Source organism: Nocardia sp. NPDC051321 (assembly GCF_044455225.1).
Taxonomy (GTDB): Bacteria; Actinomycetota; Actinomycetes; order Mycobacteriales; family Mycobacteriaceae; genus Nocardia.
Genome location: NZ_JBITEM010000003.1, coordinates 204,118 through 225,938, shown reverse-complemented (window position 1 = coordinate 225,938; position 21,821 = coordinate 204,118). Strand labels below are relative to the sequence as shown.

Annotated in this window: 20 protein-coding genes; 14 read left to right on the top strand and 6 right to left on the bottom strand. The window is 67.1% G+C overall.

The features are described from left to right. Positions 1-45 precede the first annotated feature (45 nt). The 5 genes from ACIA8C_RS08035 to ACIA8C_RS08015 all read left to right on the top strand — a co-directional run bounded on the left by ACIA8C_RS08035 (position 46) and on the right by ACIA8C_RS08015 (position 5,306). Entirely contained in the window at positions 46-1,383 is a 1,338-nt protein-coding gene (locus ACIA8C_RS08035) for an NAD(P)/FAD-dependent oxidoreductase (protein ID WP_397132178.1), read from the top strand. A gap of 10 nt (positions 1,384-1,393) precedes the next feature. Next, positions 1,394-2,038 carry an endonuclease gene (locus ACIA8C_RS08030; protein WP_397132176.1) on the top strand — a complete coding sequence of 215 codons (645 nt, stop codon included), beginning with the start codon at positions 1,394-1,396 and terminating at the stop codon, positions 2,036-2,038. A 52-nt stretch (positions 2,039-2,090) separates the two neighbouring features. Further along, positions 2,091-3,527 (top strand): CHAD domain-containing protein, encoded by a 1,437-nt coding sequence (locus tag ACIA8C_RS08025; RefSeq protein ID WP_397132174.1) that lies wholly within the window; start codon positions 2,091-2,093, stop codon positions 3,525-3,527. Positions 3,528-3,791: 264 nt separating this feature from the next. Next, complete coding sequence (locus ACIA8C_RS08020; protein ID WP_397132172.1) at positions 3,792-4,298, top strand: hypothetical protein; 507 nt, start codon at positions 3,792-3,794, stop codon at positions 4,296-4,298. Between the two features lie 120 nt (positions 4,299-4,418). After that, entirely contained in the window at positions 4,419-5,306 is an 888-nt protein-coding gene (locus tag ACIA8C_RS08015) for an aromatic prenyltransferase (RefSeq protein ID WP_397132170.1), read from the top strand. Between the two features lie 3 nt (positions 5,307-5,309). Here ACIA8C_RS08015 and ACIA8C_RS08010 read toward each other — a convergent pair whose 3' ends face one another. Continuing rightward, on the bottom strand, positions 5,310-6,059 hold the full coding sequence (locus ACIA8C_RS08010) for a MerR family transcriptional regulator (protein WP_397132815.1): 750 nt from the start codon (positions 6,057-6,059) through the stop codon (positions 5,310-5,312). A 351-nt stretch (positions 6,060-6,410) separates the two neighbouring features. Here ACIA8C_RS08010 and ACIA8C_RS08005 point away from each other — a divergent pair, with 351 nt between their 5' ends. After that, on the top strand, positions 6,411-6,791 hold the full coding sequence (locus ACIA8C_RS08005; protein WP_397132168.1) for a PLDc N-terminal domain-containing protein: 381 nt from the start codon (positions 6,411-6,413) through the stop codon (positions 6,789-6,791). A 4-nt stretch (positions 6,792-6,795) separates the two neighbouring features. Here the strand turns inward: ACIA8C_RS08005 and ACIA8C_RS08000 are convergent, their stop codons facing one another. The 3 genes from ACIA8C_RS08000 to ACIA8C_RS07990 all read right to left on the bottom strand — a co-directional run bounded on the left by ACIA8C_RS08000 (position 6,796) and on the right by ACIA8C_RS07990 (position 8,700). Then, positions 6,796-7,806, bottom strand: a complete 1,011-nt coding sequence (locus ACIA8C_RS08000) for a hypothetical protein (protein WP_397132166.1) — start codon at positions 7,804-7,806, stop codon at positions 6,796-6,798. Between the two features lie 72 nt (positions 7,807-7,878). After that, positions 7,879-8,232, bottom strand: coding sequence for a hypothetical protein (locus tag ACIA8C_RS07995; RefSeq protein ID WP_397132164.1), 354 nt, complete (start codon positions 8,230-8,232; stop codon positions 7,879-7,881). 21 nt (positions 8,233-8,253) lie between these two features. Further along, positions 8,254-8,700, bottom strand: coding sequence for an ester cyclase (locus ACIA8C_RS07990; RefSeq protein ID WP_397132162.1), 447 nt, complete (start codon positions 8,698-8,700; stop codon positions 8,254-8,256). 286 nt (positions 8,701-8,986) lie between these two features. On the opposite strand from ACIA8C_RS07990, the gene ACIA8C_RS07985 reads away from it, so the two are divergent. Together ACIA8C_RS07985 and ACIA8C_RS07980 are read left to right on the top strand one after the other, a co-directional pair. Beyond that, positions 8,987-11,602 (top strand): AAA family ATPase, encoded by a 2,616-nt coding sequence (locus tag ACIA8C_RS07985; RefSeq protein WP_397132160.1) that lies wholly within the window; start codon positions 8,987-8,989, stop codon positions 11,600-11,602. Between the two features lie 30 nt (positions 11,603-11,632). Continuing rightward, positions 11,633-12,427 carry an adenylate/guanylate cyclase domain-containing protein gene (locus ACIA8C_RS07980; protein ID WP_397132158.1) on the top strand — a complete coding sequence of 265 codons (795 nt, stop codon included), beginning with the start codon at positions 11,633-11,635 and terminating at the stop codon, positions 12,425-12,427. A gap of 51 nt (positions 12,428-12,478) precedes the next feature. Here the strand turns inward: ACIA8C_RS07980 and ACIA8C_RS07975 are convergent, their stop codons facing one another. After that, positions 12,479-13,060 carry a helix-turn-helix domain-containing protein gene (locus ACIA8C_RS07975; protein WP_397132156.1) on the bottom strand — a complete coding sequence of 194 codons (582 nt, stop codon included), beginning with the start codon at positions 13,058-13,060 and terminating at the stop codon, positions 12,479-12,481. 86 nt (positions 13,061-13,146) lie between these two features. Between ACIA8C_RS07975 and ACIA8C_RS07970 the strand changes: the two genes are divergently transcribed. The 6 genes from ACIA8C_RS07970 to ACIA8C_RS07945 all read left to right on the top strand — a co-directional run bounded on the left by ACIA8C_RS07970 (position 13,147) and on the right by ACIA8C_RS07945 (position 18,511). Continuing rightward, the gene (locus ACIA8C_RS07970; protein ID WP_397132154.1) at positions 13,147-13,485 is read left to right on the top strand and encodes a class I SAM-dependent methyltransferase; all 339 of its coding nucleotides are present in this window, start codon (positions 13,147-13,149) and stop codon (positions 13,483-13,485) included. 124 nt (positions 13,486-13,609) lie between these two features. Beyond that, positions 13,610-14,104, top strand: a complete 495-nt coding sequence (locus ACIA8C_RS07965; protein WP_397132152.1) for a DinB family protein — start codon at positions 13,610-13,612, stop codon at positions 14,102-14,104. Between the two features lie 30 nt (positions 14,105-14,134). After that, on the top strand, positions 14,135-15,160 hold the full coding sequence (locus tag ACIA8C_RS07960) for an alpha/beta fold hydrolase (protein ID WP_397132150.1): 1,026 nt from the start codon (positions 14,135-14,137) through the stop codon (positions 15,158-15,160). A gap of 170 nt (positions 15,161-15,330) precedes the next feature. Continuing rightward, complete coding sequence (locus ACIA8C_RS07955) at positions 15,331-16,704, top strand: hypothetical protein (protein ID WP_397132148.1); 1,374 nt, start codon at positions 15,331-15,333, stop codon at positions 16,702-16,704. Continuing rightward, the gene (locus tag ACIA8C_RS07950; RefSeq protein ID WP_397132146.1) at positions 16,704-18,092 is read left to right on the top strand and encodes a PQQ-binding-like beta-propeller repeat protein; all 1,389 of its coding nucleotides are present in this window, start codon (positions 16,704-16,706) and stop codon (positions 18,090-18,092) included. The genes ACIA8C_RS07955 and ACIA8C_RS07950 overlap by 1 nt, the downstream gene beginning before the upstream one ends. Before the next feature lie 20 nt (positions 18,093-18,112). Beyond that, a complete protein-coding gene (locus ACIA8C_RS07945) occupies positions 18,113-18,511 on the top strand; it encodes a VanZ family protein (RefSeq protein WP_397132144.1) in 399 nt (132 codons plus the stop codon). On the opposite strand, the gene ACIA8C_RS07940 is transcribed toward ACIA8C_RS07945, so the two are convergent. Further along, positions 18,404-21,718, bottom strand: coding sequence for an AfsR/SARP family transcriptional regulator (locus ACIA8C_RS07940; RefSeq protein ID WP_397132142.1), 3,315 nt, complete (start codon positions 21,716-21,718; stop codon positions 18,404-18,406). The two genes, ACIA8C_RS07945 and ACIA8C_RS07940, sit on opposite strands and share 108 nt — an antisense overlap. Positions 21,719-21,821: the final 103 nt, after the last annotated feature.

Sequence of the window (21,821 nt, the reverse complement as noted above, 5' to 3'; positions counted from 1 at the left end):
CAGCCGCGCGTCGCGTCCAGACGCCCCCGATGCAAGGAGGTGCCGGTGGTGCCGGCAGATAACACCGCAAGCCCGGAGCGCGTCGTGATCGTCGGCAGCGGATTCGCCGGGTTCACCTGCGCCAGGAAACTGTGCCGCACGTTCGCGAAAGCGGGCCGCGACGTCGAAGTCGTGCTCGTCACACCCAACGACTACATGCTGTACACGCCGCTATTGCCGGACGTGGCAGGCGGTTTGATCGATCCGAGGTTCGTGGTCATCTCCCTGGCCGACGCCTTGCCCCGAGTGCGTCTCGTGGTCGCGAAGGCGGAATCGGTTGACCTGCAACACAAGACGATCACGGTGGCCGGCGAGGATCGCCCACCGCGGGAACTGTCCTGGGATCGGCTCGTGCTCACGCCGGGTTCGGTGACCAGGCTGTTCGACGTGCCAGGCCTGGCCGAGCACGCGCGGGGCTTGAAGACTGTCGCCGAGGCGCTGTACCTGCGCGAGCAGCTGCTGCGCCAGCTCGAATTGGCCGACGGCGAAGACGATCCGGAGGTGCGATCCGCGCGCCGCACCGTCGTTGTCGTCGGAGCGTCTTACGCGGGTACCGAATTGGTCGCGCAGTTGCGCGCGCTGGCCGACGCGTACGCGCACCGCCGTGGCTTCGACCCCTCCGAGATCCGTTTCGTCCTCTTGGACACGGCGGATCGGGTGATGCCCGAGGTCGGCGAGCGGCTCGGCGACAAGGCCTTGAATGTGTTGCGGGACCGCGGCATTGATATCCGGTTGAAAACATCGTTGCGGGAGTTGACCGACCATCAGGTGGTGCTCACCGACGATACTGTGGTCCCGACCTACACCGTGGCCTGGGTGACCGGCGTGACCGGCGCTCCGCTACTGGAAACCCTCGACCTGCCAATGGAACGCGGGCGGTTGGTGGTCGACACGAGCCTCAGCGTGCCCGGCCATCCCGACGTCTTCGCGGGCGGCGACGCGGCTGCGGTGCCGGACCTCGCGGCACCGGGCAAGATCACCCCGCCGACCGCGCAGCACGCCACCCGTCAGGGCAAGGCGCTTGCCCGAAATGTGGCCGCCAGCTTGGGTATCGGCCGTGCCGTGCCGTACAAGCACCGCGACATGGGTCTCGTCGTCGACCTCGGCCCGGGTTTCGCGGTCGCGAACCCGCTGGGCGTGCACCTCTCCGGACGCCTGGCCAAACTGGTGACGCGCGCCTATCACACCTACGCTCTGCCCAGGGGAGTCAACCGCTGGGCCATCTCGCTGACCTACGCCACCAACGTGGTGACACCGCGTCCACTTACCCGGCTCGGTCTCGTCAGCCCGGAGGAATCCAGTTTCGTTGGCAGCGAAGGGATTCCGAACAAACGCGGAGCCTGAAGGAGGCCCGATGAGCAAACAAGATGTCGTGCGCGTTTTGCTCGAACGGGCAGGCACCAGCTACGCCGCGCAGGCGGGCATCACCCTGGCCGACGAACCCGCGCCGCTGTTCCAGCTGCTCATGCTTACCGAATTGCTGAGTACCCGCATCGCCGCCGATATCGCCGTCGCCGCCGCCGAAGAGCTGATCAGCAGCGGATACCGCACCCCGCAGCGCATCGCGGACGCGGAATGGCAAGAACTCGTCGACGCGCTCGGTCGCGCCCACTACAAACGCTATGACGAAAGTACCGCGACTCGCCTCGGCGCGAACGCCTGCGCGGTTATCGACAAATACGACGGTGACCTGCGCAACCTGGCTGAAGAAGCGGGAAAGGACCGCAAGCGGACGGCGTCGCTGCTCCAGGAATTCCAAGGCATCGGACCGACCGGTAGCGACATTTTCCTGCGTGAGGTCCAAGACGTATGGACCTGGGCCCAGCCTTATTTCGATGAGCGAGCCGTTCGAGGCGCCGAGCGTATCCACCTTCCCGCCGATGCTCGAGCTCTCGGCGAACTGGTGCCCGGCAATCGCGCTGCGGAGTTGGCCGCCGCGCTGGTCCGCGTGGCATTGGACGACGAGATCGCCGAGCAGGTCCTCGCCGAGGCTCGCTGAAGGCGGTGCCCGCGGGCTGTTTCGGGTATTGCGAGCCGGGAAGGCTATATAGATGAAGGACGTACTAGAACGCGAAACAAAATGGGAGGTCGACCGCGAATTCACCCTTCCGCCGATCGATGATCTCGTCCCCGGCGGCCACGTCGAAGCGACTTCGGTCGAACTCACCAGCACCTATTTCGACACGACGGCGCGCGACCTGCTCACCCACAATCTGACGTTGCGGCGCCGGGCCGGCGCGGACGAATCGGGGTGGCAGCTGAAGGTTCCGCAAGCCGACGGGCGCGTCGAGGTGACCGCCGCTTGGTCCGAGGAATTGCCGAGCGAACTCGCGGAGGTCGTCAGCGGCGCCGCGCTGGGTCGGCAGCTCCGGGCGATCACGACGATTCACACACTGCGGCACCGACACCGGGTACTCGGGCCTGATGGCGAACTGGTTATCGAGATCGATGACGACATCGTCCGCACGACACCCGAGGATGGTAGCGCGGACGCATTGGCCTGGCGCGAAATCGAGGTCGAGCTCGGCCCGCACACCGACGCCGTCCCGACCGCATTGGCGGATCGGCTCGCCGAGGCGGGTGCGCACCGGGCGAGCTATCCCTCCAAGCTCTCGCGCGCCTTGCCGCAGCGGAGCGAGCGAAAAGTCACCGGCTCCAAGGCAGAACGGGCAATTCACGCATACCTGACCGCACAAATCGACGCCATCTTCACCGGGGACGTCGCGCTGCGCCGCGGCGAAGACCCGATCCACGACACCCGCGTCGCTACCCGCCGACTCCGCAGCACGCTACGCGTCTTCGGCAAGCTGCTGGACCGCTCGGCGATCGATGGCATCGCGGACGAGCTGAAGTGGTACGCGGGCCTGCTCGGCGAGGTACGCGACTGCCAGGTGCAGCGCGCTCGCCTCGCGGGCAAGATCGATGAACTACCACCCGAACTCGTGCTCGGCCCGGTGGCGGCCCGCGTCGACGCGACACTGCTGAAACGGCAGCTGACGGCAAGGGCGGTGGTTGCCGAGGCGATGGACTCGCCCCGCTACCTGGCACTACTCGCCACACTGCAGGCATGGCAGACGCAGCCGCCGTTCCTGATCCGGATTCGCAAGGGCGAACTCGTGCGGCGGGCGGGTCGTGCCGCGCATAAAGCAGACAAGCGGCTCACGAAGGCGAGGCGGGACCGGCGCGACGAGTCGCTGCACCGCGCGCGCAAGGCCGCCAAGCGCGCTCGCTACGCGGCGGAACTGTACAAACCGGTCAAACATCGGACGCAGGCGAAGGCGAACATCAAGTACTACAAGCAACTACAGAGCGTGCTCGGCGACCACAATGATGGCGTCGTATCGGCCGAGTTCCTCTGGCGAACCGCGACCGCGGCGGGCACGGCCGGTGCCGAGAACGGGTTCACCTACGGGCTGCTCTATGCGAACGAAAAGCATGCGGCCGAACGGGCGCGAGACGCGATTGCCGCAATCGCCGGACATCGGTAGTTTCCGGCTCGGTGTCCGGAATAGTACTGACCAAACGGAAGTATGCGTAGTTCCGCATAGCAATTCTCCTGGGCGCACCGATGAATCGAGTTGCTGTTCAACCGGTTTCGTGGCAATTCGGCAGCACTGCGGGCGGACGGTTTAGTAATACCCACCTGCTATTGATGCGCCATTGACAACAGGCGAATGGTGCTGAATTCTTGCCGGGTGACGGGGAACGGGCCGAGTCGGCGAAAACCGCCATCGCATGTGTTAGGAGAATTGATGACGTTGCCGCAGTGGCCGGACCATGACATCACGCAGCTACGTGAGGTCGCGGACCGGATCGCGACCCTCATTCAGCGCAACACCGAAGGCAGCGGCGGACTGCCGCGCTTCGTCGACGCGCTGCGCCAGAGCGGGCCGATCGCGGAACTGCTGATCGAGTATTCGGTCCGCTGGTTCAACGACAGCAACGGCGAATCCGTCCTGCTCGGACCGGAACTGTATTGGTTGCTCACCGAGACCGTCCCGGTCGAGGACCGCGCACCGGCCGGCGAAGGCTTCGGCCAGTCGGGCATGAACTGCCACCCGGTCACCCGCACCAGGCAGATGCTGCTGATCTGCGTGCTGGAAAAGCTGTCGACCCGACCGTGGCGCCCGGAAACCCCGGAGCAGGCCGCGGCGATGGTCAAGCGTCGCTACAGCGACAACGCGACACCAGTGCTGCCCAATCGCGCGACCCAAACGGCGGGCGTCGAAGGTGTGATCACGACCGCGCAGTTCCCGTAGCGGGTTCGCGCGGTGCGTTTGCCGGATTGATTGCTGGTCCGTGTCCGCCCGGCCGCGGTGAGCGCTATCGTGGAGAGGTCCCACACCTGCACTGCCTGTTGCATTTTGAGGTGATGGTCTATGAGCGTGACAGCGGAGAACCTGCGGCAGGATTTGCGTGAGTTCGCGAGGCTGGCCGAAACCCGTTACGACCCCGTGGTTGTTGACGCGGTGCTGGACGCGCTGACCGGCGTGTGGGCCGACGGCTGGCTGGCCGTGCGCACAACCACGCATCCACTACCGGTTCGGCAGGTCAGTGCGCGGTTCATGAATCTACCCACGGCCGCCGATCCGGTCGGCAGGCTGCGCGAGGCCGGGCTGCTCAGCTTCGTCGGGCACCCGATGGAGGAACTGCTCGCGCGGGTGTCGGCCGCGGTGCCGGTGGGCGTTGGCGTCGACCTCGCCGTCGACACCGGAGTGCAGAAGATCTGGACCGCCTTCCCGGAATTGATCAGTGTGGACCGGATACTGGACTTTCCGGGCATCCCGGAATCGGCACGCGGCCACGCCGAACAGCTCAACCGATGGGGTGGCGGCGAAATAGCCTTGATGGCACTAGATTTCGTCAACCGGACACTGAACTTGTACACACAGATCCTGCGGCCGGGCCAGCTCACCGCCACAGATATCGCCGCCATTCTGCGTGAGCTCGATTTCGTCGCCGCCGACCCGGACGAATTGGCCGCTCTCGCTTGGCCTTACACGGTGTACGCGACCTTCAGCTGGAACTCGCCGAGCATCAAGCGGATCTGTTTCCCCGCCCGCTACTCCGCCGAGACGTTTCCCGCGATCGATCCGGTGTTGAGCCGCTTCGTCGATGGGGCGCCGTTCGCCGGACCCGGTCCGCGCGGATTCGCCTTCTATGCCGCCTACGGCCCCACCGAGCGTTACTACAAGGTGCAGGCCGACTACACCTCGGCGGCCATGCACACAATGCCGGGCGGCGTCGAAGTTCCCCAAAGTCGTTAGGGGTCAAGGCTGCTGCGTCTCCAGGAGTATGCCCATCCGGCGTAGGACGTCGAGCTGGGCGGGGTTGTAGAGGTCGTTGAGCGCCTCGGTGATCGTGCGGCTGGCGAAGTGCATGCCGCGGGGGGTGTCGACATCGGGCCGCTGGAGTTGCGGGTGCTCGGTGAGCAGCGTCCGTACCGGGCCCATCAGGCGTGCGGCCAGCTCGCCGCGGGTCCGCTCGTCGGCATCCGCGGGGAGCTTGTCGAACTCGACGACCCCGGGGTCCGCGTAATAGTCCCGCATCGCCTCGGCGTAGCCGCGCAATGTCGATGGCCCCAGCACGCGGCTCAACACGACAAGCAGCGCGCGATCGGAATCGGGGACGGCCGCGTCGGCCGCGGCCGCCGCCAACTCGTGCGGCAAATCGGTAGGGGTCTGTTTACCCATGATCAGCGCGAGCTCGGCCCGAACCCGTTGCAGCCGCGTGATTGTCGCATCGAGCTCGGCGTCAAGCACGCGCAATGCTTCCGCCGGATGCGCATCGGCTGTTCCCATCTCGCGGATCTGAGCCAGCGAGAACCCCAAATCACTCAGCCGCTTGATCCGCAACAACCGCACCAGATGCGCCACCCCATAACACTTGTACCCGTTGGCCTTCCGCTCCGGCTCATCGAGCAACCCCACCGCATGGTAATGCCGCACCGTCCGCAAGCTGGTCCCCGCGAGCTCGGCAACCTGCCGCGTACTCCACGCCACAACCACCCTCCTCGGCATCGATCCAGCCAGCCCAACTTCACCGGCATCTCCCTCAGTCAAAACCATGCCCCAACGGCACAGTCAACCGCGGCATCACTGAATGCAGGTAGCGATGCTGGGATGACCCGCGCCACGTGGGGCGGGTGTGGCGATGAGCACGTCGGGGGTGAGACGCGCGTCGCACTCGGTACGCGCGATGTTCGGCGGTCCGATAGGGTATGCGTGGCGCGGCCGCGGGGGTTGATCGGGGTCGCTGAATACTTAAGGTTTGCCAGTTTCGGGCAGGGAGTCCGGGCCCGGTTGGGGGAGATTCGCCGCGAATCGCCACACGGTCAGGTCGTTGGCTGGCACGTGTACTAGGAGATACCGATGCCATTCGCGATGGTGGGTCTGCTGACCCTTGCGCTGTGGGTTTACTGTTTGATCGACATCATCACCTGCCCTGACGTGGGCATTCGGCACCTGCCCAAGGGCGGCTGGCTGATCATCGTCATCTTGGTGCCCACGATCGGCGCGCTGCTCTGGCTCTTCATCGGCCGCCCGATCAACGAGACCGGCCCACGCTCGACCACCAGCTACGCCGAGTACGACCGGCCCGGTCGCTATGTCGCCCAGGATCCGGAGGCCGACGCGGCGTTCCTGCGCGGCCTGCGCGAACGGGCCGAACAGCAACGGGCCGAAGCTCGCCGCCAGGAAGCCGCTCGGCAGAGCGACCTGGACCGGCGGCGCGAGCAGGGCGAGCAGCTCTGACCGGTTAGGAAGACGGCGGGTTCCAGCGCCGCGCCAGCTCGTCGAGCCGATCGCGGATGCGCCGAATCCTTTTGTCGGGGGCGGTTTTCGGCGCGAACAGCGACACCGACAGCCGGTTCGGTGGCTGCGCGGGCCGCGGCACGTCGACCTGCTGTAGCACACCACCGAGTTCCGGCCCGTATCCCAGATCGACCACGATCCGGTCGCTGCGATACTCGCAGCGGTCGACGATCGGCCGCACCGCCAACGCCGCGATCTCGGGCGTCAGCCGCAGCAGCAGCGCGGGCGCGAGGCCGATGATCACCGTGGCCGCCGCGACCGCGGGACAGGCGACGAGGATCCTGCTGAGCCCGGTCCAGCCGATGACGAAAACCCGGGAGCTCCGCGCGGGCAGCCGCCGCGCGATCGCCTCGCCGACGGCGATCAGCCCCAACCCCGAGAGCAACGCCCGCTCGATCCAGACGACGGGCAAGTTGTAGTGACGAAACACTAACTGCCAGAACGTGGCTCGCCCCTGCACCCGTTGCGCGAGTTGGTGCGCGAGCACGGCCTGTAGCTCTGGTGGCGGCAGCCGGTGCAGCGACTCCGGTGTCGTGGTGATCATCCGGTCCGGCACCACGAATTGCCGGTCCGTCGCCTGCACCCACAGGGTGTATGACGCGGCGGGCACTCCTGCCTTGTGCGCAACCTTTTCCCACGCGGAGTTCAACACGGGCTGTTCCTCGGGCGTCGGCCGCCGCAGCCGGAACATCCGCAACAACAATCGGCGCTCGCGCGCCCGGAAACTCACCACACACCAGCAGATACACACCAGAAACCAGGCCACCGGCAGCGCGGCGGGAACGCCGACGCCGAGCGCGCGGCCGAGTCCATACAGCAACACCGTTATCGACGCCGCGGACGGTATCGCAGACAACAGCAGCACGATCCACGCCCGCACTCGGTCCGCGGTCGTCCGCCGGGCAACAGCAGTTCCGCCTGGGTAATTCGCCTTGGCGATCACTTCGGAGGTCATGCCCGACCGTACAGCGGATTCTGGCCACACCGTTAAACCACCGGTGATCATCCGGTGGCCAACGACTTGCCATCAGTGCTCAGCGCGCCGCAAGAGCTGGTGGACGACCGCGACGACGGCGGCCGCGACCACGATCACTCCGGCGAGTACGGGGTTCATGTCCTTCGACAGACTCTGCGCACGATCCGGCCGGAGTATCCAGATGCCAAGTGGCACAGCGTAAGCCGCGGCGAGTGCGGCGGAAAACCAGCGGAGCGGACGGAGCCGGGCATCGCGCAGCGTGCCGATCAGCACGAGTGTGACGGGAACGACAGCCACCATGGCGAACTGGCCGATGATCAAGACGGGCACCGCCAAGGCCGAGATGAGGACCGTCCGGGCGGCCGGATAATCGGTGCGATTACGGCGCCGAATTCCAATAGCCATGATCTTCTCCTCGCCGGGTGATCAGGCGTGCACGCCGAGCGTGGCCAGCAACACATGAATATCGGAATTGATCCAGTACTCGGCGATCTTGTCCTGCTCGATGCGCACGATGTCGGTGCCGGTGAATTGGATCGCGGTCCCCACGGGGGCGGTCGCGCCGGGGAATCCGCCGCCGTAGGTGCCGACGGCGATCCAGCGCAGCGCGAGATGGTCGCGATCGACGATCGGTCCGACCTGCACGGTGAATACCAGTGCGGTAAAGGCTGCCCGGGTCTGCGCGATCCACTCGACCAGGCCGTCCGGCCCTTCGATGGTCTGCTCGCCGCCACCCATCGGTGCCGCGTGCACATGGAAGTCGGCGGCGATGATGTCGTTGACGGGGGTGTAGTCGCCGTTCCAGAGCGTCAGCCAGCCGTCGAGCAGGGTCTTGACGTTCGGCGTGGCGGTGGTCGTGCTGTTCTGCTCCATGACGAGCCTTTCGTGTTGTGGTGGTGAGGTTTTCGAGGTATGGGCGGAAGGACCAGTCCTGGTCAGCTCGACTGCGGTGCGCTCGTCGGCACTCGGAGCGGATGGCCGGTAATGTACGGCTGCGATCGCGTACCCATGCCAGTAAGTTTCGCGGCAGACGACATTGGCTCGCGTCGGTAATACCTACCTATATGCGGATGGCGCTACGGTGCTGTTGGCGCAAGATCGAGAACGTGAGTGAGCGAGTGAACCAAGGACACAGGAAGACCGGCCGCGTGGTGGGCTCGTGAGTTATCTGGTCGGGCGATCCGAGGAGACCGCGCGACTGCTCGCGCTCCTGCACGAGGCGAGAGAATCCCGTGGCGGCGCGGTGATACTGCTCGGCGAGGCGGGCATCGGCAAAAGCGCACTCCTGGAGCACTTGGCCATGGCGTCCGCCGGCTTCGTGATCATGCGGGCCACCGGTGCCGAGTTCGAGATGGAGCTGCCGTATTCGGCCCTGCATCAACTGTGTGCTCCGGTGCTGGAACACCTCGATGCGCTGCCGCCCCCACACCGCACCGCGTTGCGGATCGCATTCGGCATGGAAACCGGCACTCCCGACGCGTTCCTGGCCGGCGCGGCCACGCTCGGCCTGCTGCTCGAACACGATCGGCCGCTGCTGTGCCTCATCGACGACGCGCAGTGGCTCGATCATGCCTCGGCACGGGCACTGGCGTTCGTGGCCCGCCGGATAGGTGCCGAGCGGGTGGCAATGGTCTTCGCCGCGCGCGAAAGTGCTAGCGGGCTGGACCAGCTTCCCCAGGTGCACGTCGAGCGGCTGAGCGAATCCGAGGCCCGCGCGGTGCTGGTCCGCGAGCTGCCCGCCTCGATGGACGCCCGCGTGCGCGACCGCATCCTTGCCGAATCGCGCGGCAACCCGCTGGCCCTGGTGGAACTGCCGCGGAGCGCGGGGCTGGCGGGCATGGCAGGCGGTTTCGACCTGCCCGCACCGCGCGCCGCCGAGCGCAGCTTCCGCGCCCGCCTCGCGGTGCTGCCACCCAAGACGCGGCTGCTGCTGACCGTTGCCGCCGCGGAGCCGGTCGGCGATCCGGCGCTGCTGTGGCCCGCGGCGAAGCTGTTGGGCATCGAGGACGCCGCCGAAGCGGAGGTGCCGATGGTCGAGTTCGGCATCCGGGTGCGTTTCATTCATCCGCTGGCGCGTTCGGCGGTCTATCAGGCCGCGACCGCCGCCGAGCGGCGCAGCGCGCACGGCGCTCTTGCCCAGGTGAGCGACGCTGTCGCCGACCCCGACCGAGTCGCCTGGCATCGAGCGCTTGCCAGCGTCGGCCCTGACGAGGAAGTAGCCGTCGCGCTGACGCGGTCGGCCACCCGCGCACGGGCGCGCGGTGGTGAGGCCGCGGCCGCCGCGTTCCTGGAACGCGCGGCCGCGCTGACCCTGGATCCCGGTAGGCGATCCGAGCGGGTACTCGCCGCCGTCGAAGCCAAGCTGTCGGTCGGTGACTTCGGTGTGGCCGCCGAATTGCTGTCCACCCTCGACTCCGACGATCCGCGCCTCGACCTGCTGCGCGGCCGGATCTCCTTCGCTCGCTTCCGCGGCGGCGACCAGCCGACCGATCATCTGCTCCGCGCCGCCGCGCGGCTGTCCGACCTCGAACCCGCCCGTGCGCGCGAGTGTTACGTGGACGCGCTCGAAATGGCCATGCTCACCGGCGGCCTCGACACGGTGATCGCCGCCGCGCGCACCGCGCCACCCAACCCCGAACCGCACACCAGCGCGGACATCATCCTGGACGGCGTGCTCGCGTTGGCGATCGAGGGTCATCAGGCGGCCGCGAAGCTGCTGCGCCCGGTCGTCGCCGCCGGGACCGACGAGGCGTGGACGCGCTGGCCTACGCTCGGATTCCTACTCGCCGTGGAACTGTGGGATATCGAGGCCATGGCGGGCATCGGCAGCAGGGTCACCGCGTCCGGCCGCGAGCTCGGCTCCTTTCACATGCTGCCGATCGGGCTGGCCATGCTCGCCACCGTCACCGCGCACCAGGGCGATTTCGGCGCCGCGACGGCGATGATCTCTGAGGAGGAGGCGATCGCGGCGGCCACCGGCGCCGCACCGCTGGTCTACCCGCGCATCCACCTGGCGGGACTGCGCGGCCGCCGGACCGAGGCCGAGGAACTGTTCGCCGGGGTCGCACCGCATATGACCCTCAGCGTGCACTATGCCACCGCCCTCCTCAACAATGGCTTGGCCGACTACCCCGCCGCGTTGCGGGCCGCCGCGCAAGCCGTCGCGACCGGCGATCTCGGCTTGGCAGGCCAGGCGCTGCCGGAACTGGTCGAGGCCGCGGTGCGCTGCCATGAGCCGGAAACCGCACGCGCCGCGCTCGCCACGTTGGCCGAGCGGGCCGGTGCGGGCGGACAACCGTGGGGGCTCGGAATCGCAATGTACGCAAGGGCTTTGGTGGATGACGACGAAGACACCTACCGTCAGGCCGTGGCCCTGCTGGAGACCAGCAGCCTGGCCATCGCCGCGGGCCGTGCGCACCTGGTGTACGGCGAATGGCTCCGCCGCCAGGGCCGCCGCCGCGACGCAAGGGCCGAACTACGGCTCGCCCATGAGCAGCTGTCGGCGCTCGGTGCTGAGGCGTTCGCGGCGCGCGCGGCCGCCGAATTGCGCGGCACGGGGGAGCAGACCCGCGGTCGATCCGCGGACGTCTCCGACGCTCTCACCGTGCAAGAAGTACACATCGCCCGCCTGGTCGCCGAGGGCGCCACCTCGAAAGAGGTTGCGGCTAAACTCTTTCTCAGCCCACGTACCGTAGATGCGCACCTGCGCAACATCTTCCGAAAACTCGGCATCACCTCCCGACGGCAACTACGCGACCTTCCCGCCCTCCGATAATCCGCTCGACCACTACCTGAGACGGATCCCATGATGATCGAGCTCGCACTCGCCGCGGTTGCCGCGTTGGAGGCCATCGGCCTGGTCGTGCTGGTCGTGCTGTTGCGGCGCAGCCGCCGCGAGTTCGACGAGCTGCAACACAAGCTCGACAGCAGGCAACTACTGATGATCAGTGGTCGCGAAGCGGTGAAGACCATGTGGGATACCGCGACCCTGTTGCGCAAGAAAGGGTTCCGAGGCGCCGTCCTCACCTCGATCGAGAACCTGGCGGGTTGGGCGCAGGTCGAACGACCGGACCTGGCCGGGCTGACCCCCGACGGCCACGTCGTGCTCATGTTCTCCGATATCGAGGGCTCCACCGCTCTCAATGAACGACTGGGCGACCAGTCCTGGGTCAAACTGCTCGAACGCCATGACCGCCTGATCCGCAACCGCGTCACCAAACACGACGGACACATCGTGAAAAGCCAGGGCGACGGCTTCATGATCGCGTTCGCCGAGCCCGAGCAGGCGGTGCACTGCGGCCTCGACATTCAGGGCGCACTCGGCAACGGCGCCAAACTCAGTGGCCGCGAACATGTTCGGGTGCGCATCGGCATTCACATGGGCAAGTCCGTCCGCCGCGGCGACGACCTGTTCGGCCGCAATGTCGCCATGGCGGCCCGGGTCGCCGGACAGGCCGACGGCGGCGAGATCCTCATCAGCGAGCCGGTACGCGAGGCGGTCGTCGACGAGCCGGATGTCGCCGTCGTCGCCGAACGCGAAGTCGAACTGAAGGGTCTGCACGGCACCCATATTCTCTACACGGTCGACCGCGCGGTCTGAGCGACCTACTTCGGTCGCGGCGCGAACCGACGAACTGCGCGTCCGGCGAGGTCAGGACTTAGCCGGGGGTCGGACGTGCGAGCGCACTCCTTGCAGGCCGAAGAGGATGAGCAGCTCCACTACGCCGCCGTCGGCGCTGCCGAGCCAGTGCGGTAGGGAGGTGTCGAACTCGGCTGCCTCGCCGGCGGGCAGGGTCAGATCGCGTTCACCGACGACCAGCCGCAACCGGCCGTTGAGCACGTACAGCCACTCGAAACCCTCGTGCGTCTGCAACGTCGGTTCCAGCGGTTTCGGTTGTGCGGGTATGAGCATTTTGAATGCCTGCGTACCGCCAGGCCGCTTGGACAGCGGGATGAAGGTCATCCCGAAACGGTGGATCGGCTTCAGGTGGATTCGGGGGTCGCCGGTGCGCGGAGCGCCGACGAGATCGTCCAGCGGGACGTTGTAGGTACGGGCGAGCGGCAGCAGTAACTCCAGGGTCGCCCTGCGCTGCCCGCTCTCCAGCCGGGACAGCGTGCTTTCCGACACCCCGGTCGTCGCGGCCAGGTCGGCGAGGGTGATGCCGCGGTCGCGGCGCAGCGCGCGCAGTCGCGGTCCCACCACATCGAGTACGTCTTCGGTTTCGCGGTCCACCAGTCCATCTTGCCGGAACCGCAAGTTTGCATGCCAAAACCAGGTGGTTCTGCGGAAACTGGGGTCATCCGACAAAAGGAGCCTCGATGAGCACCACCGACGCGGTCACGTTCTGGAACGAGGTCTACGCGGCCCGACCCGCGGCGACCGACCCGCGACCGAATGACCTTCTCGCCGAGACGGTTACGGGCCTGCCGTCCGGCGACGTGCTCGACCTCGGGTGCGGCGACGGCGGCGACGCGCTCTGGCTTGCCCGCCGAGGTTGGCAGGTCACCGCCGTCGACATCTCGTCCGTAGCGGTCGAACGGCTCACCCGCCTAGCCCGGTCCGCCGGGCTGGGTGGGCTGGCCCTGGTTCCCGACCCCGCGGCAGGTCGCCGCGGGCATCGATCTGGACCCCGCGACGTGGTCGGTCGAGCGAGCTGACGCGCCGCGCCGGATCGCCACCGGCCCGGATGGGCGCCGCGCCGAGGTCACCGATCACGTCCTGGTCATCCGCCGTACCGCCTGACGCGGCACCGAAAGCCGCTCCCCGACAAAGGAAATCATCATGCCAACCGCCTTTCGCCGCAAACGCCGCGGCGACGCCCCACCGCCCCGAACCGGCAGCAGTGAGACCGCTGTGCTGCGCGGATTCCTCGATTACCTCAGGACCTCGATCGCCGCGAAGGTCGACGGTGCCCCCGAACCGCAGGTCCGCACCGCCGCAGTGCCCTCCGGCACGAACCTGCTCGGCCTGCTCGAGCATCTGACATTCGTCGAGCGCGCGACGTTCCTCGGGGAGAAGGTCACCGACTGGCAGGCGACATTCCATGCCGCGCCGGAAGACAGCGTGGCCGACGTCGTCGCCCGCTACCGCGAGGCGGTCGAGCGTGCGAACAAAGTACTCGACGGCTGCACCGATCTCGGCACACCGGTGCCGCGGCCGGACGGTCCCGCTCCCAGCGCCCGTTGGGCGCTGGTCCACCTGATCGAAGAGACCGGCCGTCACGCAGGCCACGCCGACATTCTCCGCGAAATCATCGACGGCGCGACCGGCCGCTGAGTCCGAACACCTTCCGCAGAAAAGGATTTCATGATCACCGCAACACCGACGACCGCGCGCCGCTTTCGCCGATCCACCCAGGCGGTGGCGACCGTAGTGCTCGCCCTCCTGCTCACCATCGGCACCGCCGCTTGCGCCACCTCAGCCGCCGACGTTCCGCCCTATGCCGTCGCCACCCAGAGCGACCCCCGGTTCGAGAAGACCTTCCGGCACGAGTTCACCGACGTCGACGGCGTCCGAATGCACTACGTCACCGGCGGCAGCGGCTCACCGGTGGTGCTGATCCACGGCTGGCCGCAGACCTGGTTCGGCTGGTGGCCGATCATGCCCGCCCTCGCCGAACACCACACCGTCTACGCCATCGACCTTCCCGGTCTCGGCGACAGCACCGGTTCGCCGACCGGCTACGACAAAGCCACTCTGGCCCGATACATCCACACCTTGATCGCCGACAAGCTCGGCATCCGCGATGCGCGCGTCATCGGCCACGACTGGGGAGCCGCGGTCGCCTACCAATACGCCAGCCAGTTCCCGGCCGACACCAACCGGCTCGGCTACCTGGACCTCCCGTTACCCGGGCCCGCGATCGACGCCGCCACTTACCGCACCCTCAGCTGGCACATCGCCTTCCAATCCCAACGCCGCGTGCCCGAGGCCGTGGTCAGCGACGACGTCCGCGAATACCTGGCCCTGTTCTACCCCCAGGTCTCCTACGGCGGCAGCGCCTTCGGCGGCACCTCGGATCGATCCCCGTTCACCGACGCCGAAATCACCGAGTACGCAAGAACCTACAGCCGCCCCGAAACTCTCTCCGACGGATTCGAGCTCTACCGCGCTATCGACAAAGATGTCCGCGACACCGTCGCAGCAGCACCGACAAACGTCCCCACTCTGCTCATGACCGCCCAGGGGCAACTCGACCCGATCAAATCCACCGCGACAACCCGTATGACCAATATCGTTCGCGCCGTTGATGTTCCGAACGCGGGTCATTGGCTTGTGGAGGAGAACCCGCAGTTCGTCGCCGCGGAGTTGCTGCAGTTCCTGGACAGCTGAGTCCGCCGATCGCCCACGCGGGTGCCGCACGGCATCGCGCGTGGGCTATCTTGCACGTCGACCAGCGGACAGCCACGCGGATAAATGGGTTGCGGTGGCAAGAGTTCGCTGGTCGGATCGAACTTTGGGTGAATTGCGCGTTTGGTGGACATCGACGGTAGGGGCAGTACATGGAAAGCGGTGCGGATCGCGAAGCGGGCGAGCCGTCGCGGGCGGTCACCGGGTGGACTGTCGGGCTGGTCTGCGTGGCGATCGTTGCTTGCGGCGTGATCGTCAGCGGGTTGTTGCACAAGCCGGAGCCCGAGCTGACGACACAGCCGGTGCCCGCGTCGACCACGCCCGCGCCGCAGACGGAGCACAGCTCCTATGTCACGCCGCCCGTGGTGTTTCCGGTGAACATCCCGGGTTGCGATGTCGTCGAGCCGCCCGGCGACCGTAAGTGGCAGGGCTACATGACAACCGACAAGTTCGGCTACGACAACCCTACCTATCCGTGGTTCTCCGGTCCGAAGGCCGTCGCTATGTCGCAGGCACTGCGTGATGGACTGCCGGAAGGGGTCGATATCGCCTTCGCCTCCGTCGGCCAGTCGCTGCTGTTCCGGCCTATCTTCGATCCTTCCGGCGAGTCCGGCGAGCACCTCGACGCCGGCGGCTGGACCACAGCCACCGGCACAGTGGTGCGCGGCGGTAAAGCAGGTGAGCTCATGGTGTCGGTCAGGAAGTCCGACGCACCGATTCCGCCCTGTGTCGCAGGCGATCTCGACGAACGCAGGCACCTCACCGACGGCACGACCGTCGACGTGCACGACACCTGGTCCGAGGTCGACAAGGTGCGCACCCTGAGCCGCACCGCCAACGCGTACCTGACCGACGGCACCGTCGTCACCACCTCCGCCAGCGACGACGGCCAGGACCGAGACAGCCATTCCGGCACGGTGCCGCTGACCGTCGACGAACTCGCCGTCCTCGCCACCGCGCCCGGACTCCGCGTTACCGCGGCGGTGCCATCGGGTACGCCGGACGTGCCCGAATCCTGCGGCTTCGGCTTCGATTCGGACAACGGTGGCACGGTCGACGAGAGCGTTGCCCACCGGCTGGACGCCGTGCTGGCGCGGATCCCGCTCGACGGCCTCACCCTCGACCGACCGCTGGGGCAGCTGCGGCGGGCAGAATTCGGCAAGGGCAGGGTGTGTCAGGTGGTTCGGATAACCACGCCGGGGAAGCAGTCCCGGCTGAGCGTCACCATCATCGCGGGACAGCGTCCTGCGGCGGAATCGACCACGACGCGCGACCCCGATGGCAATGGCGCGTCATCCCGGCGGCTTTCGGATGGGTCGATAGTCGAGCGGCAGGAGTCGCGGTTCTCGGTGACAGCGAATCAGCCAGGGGCACAGCCTGTTCCGAATACCGACCGCACCGTGACGGTTACCCGCCCATCGGGCACCCAGGTCAAAGTGAACTCCACCGCCGAAAGCGCTATCGAGCCATTGCCCTTCGAACAGTTGGAGTCGATCGCCGTGACCCTCGGTCCCGAGGTGCCATGATGGCGCCGATCCCAGGTTTGCGCGGCCTGATTCTCGCCGCGACGGCCGCCGTAATAACCAGTGCCGGAGCCGTTTTCGTGCTGATGCAGCCCGCCGACGCGACGCGCAAGATCACCGGGACCGTCGAAGCGGCCCCTGGTCTCGCGTGGTCGGTGGACGCCGCGGCCACCCACGGGGGTGCGAACGCCAAGTTCCATGATCCCGTGGCGGGGACCGAATACGACATCGGCAGTCCAGGATTCATCGACGCGGGCGACACCCTTGTCACCGTGCTCGGTGCCTCGGATGGCGATAATTCCCTGCGGGATCCGACAATGGTCGGCATCGATGCCGCGACCGGCGCGGTGCGCTGGCGGACACCGGCCGCCCACCTCGATGCTTGCGCGCGTACCCCGGTCGACGGCCGCGTCGTCTGCTTTGTCGCCCCGTCCACCGAGCCACCTGCCCTCGTCGGCTACGACATCGCCAGTGGAAAGGTCACCCGCACACCGACGGATTGGAATATCTTCGCCCTCGCGACCGCCGACAATCGCGTGTACGTCGCCGAAGGCGATGCCGAGTCCGACGACGTGCGGGTGCACGCGGGTACGCTCACCGACCCCGCGGCCGACTGGACCCGCCCGTTCGCGATGGGCACCTCTTGGGAAGACGTCTCCACCGACGCATTGGACGTCTCCCACGGACAAGGCGTGCTCACCCTCGGTGCCCAACTCGCCGGGTTCGATCTCGGCACCGGCGCGCCGACTTGGACTTCGGACCTCGCCGGGTGCTCCCGCACCGCCGCGACCAGCGCGGCGTTGGTCGTTCGAATCAACGCCGACTGCACCGGCGGGACCAACGGCACCGACCTCCTCGACCGCACCGGGCATGTCCTCGCCACGAGCGATGGCAAAGTCGCCCAGAGCCTTTCGATCGACCAGCCCACCGACGACACCATCCCGGTGCTGCTCGCCGACGGAGCCCACGATCGCCGCACCGGAAAGCTGGTCTGGACCAGTCCGGACCTGCTCACCAAGCCGGACAACGGCAACGCCGTCAGCGGCACCGCGACCGCGATCCTCGGCGACCTCGCGCTACTCCGCGACGACGCCGCGCGGACCATAACCGGCCTGGACATGCGCACCGGTCACCGAGTGTGGCAGGTCAAGACCGAACGCTTCGGCACCGTGAACGCATGGGACAGGCGAGTAGTCGTCCAATCCGACTACACCGGACTGTGGGCCATCGACCCGAGAACCGGCACCACGGTGTGGGACATCCCCTTCCTCGCGGTGGACAAGATCCCCGACGCCCTCAACGGCAACGGTCAGCTGACCGCCCACGACAACGGCCGTTACGCCTACGCCTCCGCCCGCACCATGATCGGTCTACGCCCCCTCGATCATTAGGCTGGGTCGTTGGGTGGATTGTGTGCAGGGATTGTGGACTCAATCTCGTACCGTTACGTGATCTGGCCGAACAACTGACCGGCAACAGGGTGATCGAGCAGTTCGGCGGCAACCTGCTGGTCTTCGCCGCACTCGGCTTACTGCTGCCGGTCCGGCTGTCGTGGTTCACCCGCCCCTGCCGCATCCTGCTGGCGGCCGCGGGCGCGTCGATCGTGGTGGAGACCATGCAGTTCGTCCTCGCCATCGACCGCCACTCCTCGGTCGACGATGTGCTGCTGAACGCGATCGGCGCCTACCTGGCGGCCCAGCTCTCACGGCATTGGTGGATCCGCCATCGCGGCCATGGCGGACGCACGCTGCCCGGGCGAAATACCGCCCCGGATCAGGTCGGCGGCACGGCGGAACTCGGCCGAGCGTGACTCGGCGGCACGCGTCGCGGTTGCCGCGACGAACGACGAATCAATGCTGGCAACATGATTGGCGATGCGCTGGGTCTCCGGAATGCCGAGACCAGCGGCGATCTTGAGGGCCGCCTTCCAGCGTTGCCTGGCCACGGAAAAGTGCGCCGAGCAATAATTGACCGTCGCGATGGCATCGAAGGCGAGCACCTCTTCATACGGCGAACCGGACGCGTAGGCGATGTGCAGCGCGCGCTCGTAGTGACCGAGGGCTTCGCGATACTGACCCTGCCGACGATGGACGTCCCCGATCCCGAGATGCGTGCAGCATTTGAGGATCAGATCATTGTTCCGGTCGGCCCGCGCCAGCGCCGTCCGCAAGCTGTCGAGCGCCGCGTCGTACTGCTTCACCGCGCAGTAAACATTGCCGAGCCGAATCGAGAAGTAGTTGTGGAACAACGTATTCGACGGCATCGGCGTCAGTGACTTCCGGGCGTCCTCCAGGTGCACGAGCGCGTCGTCGTATCGGCCGATCCGCATAGCGGTGTCGCTCATCCGCATCAGGGCACACGAGCGAAGATAGGGATCGCTGGTCTCGTCGGCGAGGCTGACCGCCTGCCGCAGATATTCGAACGCGTCGTCGTAGCAACCCATCCGCTCATTGACCTGCCCCAGGCCCTGTAATGCGTAGCCCTCCATGAACTTATCGCCGCACGAACGCGCCAGCGACAGCGCTTGGTGGTAACCCATCAGCGCGTCCCGATACCGTGCCAGCCGGAAATAGACCAACCCGCTGTGATGCATAGCCCTTGCCGCGCTGCCGTAGTCGCCCATGCCGTGGGCCAGCCGCACCGCGTCGTCGAGCACCACCAGCGCCTGCCTGCAATGCCGCATCCGCCAGAGCGTGTAGCCCAGATTGACCAGCAACCGGCACTCTTCCGCCTGCTCACCGCTGGTGCGTGCGCTTTCGACAGCGTCGAAATGCAACGTGATGGCGTCGTCGGAGCAGCGCAGCCCGGTGACGTAGGGCCACCACAGGATCTCGGAGAACAACCCCGTGTAGTCCGACCAGCGCCCCCTGGTCGCCTCGCGCGCGATGGCCAGCAGGTTGAGCCGCTCATTGTGCAACCAGGCCACACAGTCCTGGTGGCTGGCCAGCGCGGGCATCGGGGTCACCGGCTTCGGCAGATCGACGACACGGCTGATCCGATCCGGCAGGATCTTGCTGCCGACCGCCCAGGCGGCATAGCGGTAATAGTCGAACAGCCTCGTCAGCGCCGCGCCGCCGTCCAGATCGGACGGCTGAACCAGGGTCGCGGCGTAATCGCGCACCAAATTGTGGAATCGATAGCGTTCGGAGACAACCTGCTCCAGCAGATGGACATCCACCAGAGCTTCCAGAATCTGCTCGGCCGCGTCGATCCCGATATCGGCCAAAGCGGCGGTGGCATAGGTGTCGAAGTCGCGACCGGGGTGCAATCCGAGCAGCCCGAACGCGCGTTGGTGATCGGCGGGCAGGTCTTGAAAGCTGGCGGTGAGGGCGGCGGCCACGCTACGCGACCCCGCCGACAGATGCTCTAGCCGATTGCTGGGATGCCGAAGCCGCTCCGCCAGCCGATCGATCGGCCACACCGGCCGCGCGCGCAGCCGCCCGGCCGCGATGCGGATCGCCAGCGGCAGGTAACCACACAGCCGAACGGTCTCCGCGACCGCATCGGGCTCCGCGATCACGCGGTCGTCGTTGACGATGGAGGTGAACAGCGCCGTCGCGTCCTCGCGCGAAAGCACGTCCAGCGAGAGGGATTTGGAGACTTCCAGGTCGACGAGCCGTCGCCGGCTGGTGATCAGCACCAGGCAGCTGGACGTACCGGGGAGTAGCGGTCGAATCTGATCGACGTCGGCGACATTGTCCAGCACGAGCAGCGCCGAGAGCGCCGCGATCTCGGTGCGCCACAACGCCGCTCGGGCATCCAGGTCCGGCGGTATCGACTCGCTCGGCACCCCTACCGCGCGCAACAGCCGATCGAGCGCAACCATCGGATCGAGTGGCGCGCTCTCGGCGGCATGTCCGTGCAAATCCAAATACAGCTGGGCGTCGGGAAACTGGCTGCTGAGTTGATGGGCGGCATGAATTGCCAGCGTCGTCTTGCCGACCCCGGCCATGCCGTCGATGGCTTCGATGAATACGGTCGGCCGGGCCGCTTCCGGGGGAATATCGGTGAGCAACCCACCTATTTCGGCGGAGCGTCCCGTGAAATCCGCGATATCACCGGGCAGCTGGTTTCGGCTCGGCAACGCCTCGGGTCGGGACTCGGCCCTGCTGACGCCGGGCACGGGCGCGGGAGCTGTTTCGGCGGCCACCGTGGCGGACGGCCACGGCGACTTCTGGTCGAGGTCAGTGAAATCGACTCCGCTGTAACCTGATTCATTCCGACCGGTCTGTGTTGGCGGGACCTCGACCGGCGGCTCGATCTCGTCGCGCAGGATCCGCCGGTGCAATTCGCGAAGCTCCCGCCCCGGCTCGATCCCTATCTCGTCGGCCAGGCGCCGCTGCGCGTCCTGGAAGACCATCAACGCCTCGGCTTGGCGGCCGCAGTGGTAAAGCCCGAGCATGAGCAGCGTCCGAAACCGTTCCTGCAGTGGATACGAGCTGACCAGCGGCGCGAGCTCGGCCACGGCCTCGGCATGCTGCCCGCGGGCCAGCTTGATTCCGGCGCGATGCTCGAGCGCGGCCAGGTATCGCTCCTGCAGTCGGCGGCGTTCGGCTTCGATGATGGGACCCGCCAAGCCGCTGAACGGTTCACCGCGCCATAGCGCCAGCGCCGCGTCGGTATGCCCGGCCGCCGCCGCGAGGTCGCTGTTGCGCCTGCATCGCTCGGCGGTAGCGATGAGCCGGTCGAACGCGACGTGGTCGGACAGCGACGGGTCGCCGTGCAGCACGTATCCCGTATCCGCCCGCACCAGAGCGGGTTCGGCGACGCGACGGCGCGGTGCCAGCGCCCGGCGCAGGCGGCTGACGTAAGTCTGTACTCCGTTGCGCGCGTCGCTCGGTGGGTGCTCGCCCCATACGCCATCGATGATCGCGTTCACCGAAACCGGGCGGTTCATTTCTAGCAGCAGTGCCGCGAGCACTGCCTGTTGCTTCGCAGGTCCCAGCTCGATTTCCCGGTCGTCCCACCACGCCGTGAACGAGCCGAGCACGCCGTATCTGATCTGTGTGTGCGCCATGGACAAGCCCTCCTGAACCATGTGCTGCCAGCGATGAGCATAGGTGGCGCCGGCCTTGTGTCATGCGGGATCGGGGGATAGTTACCACTTTGACCAGTCATTT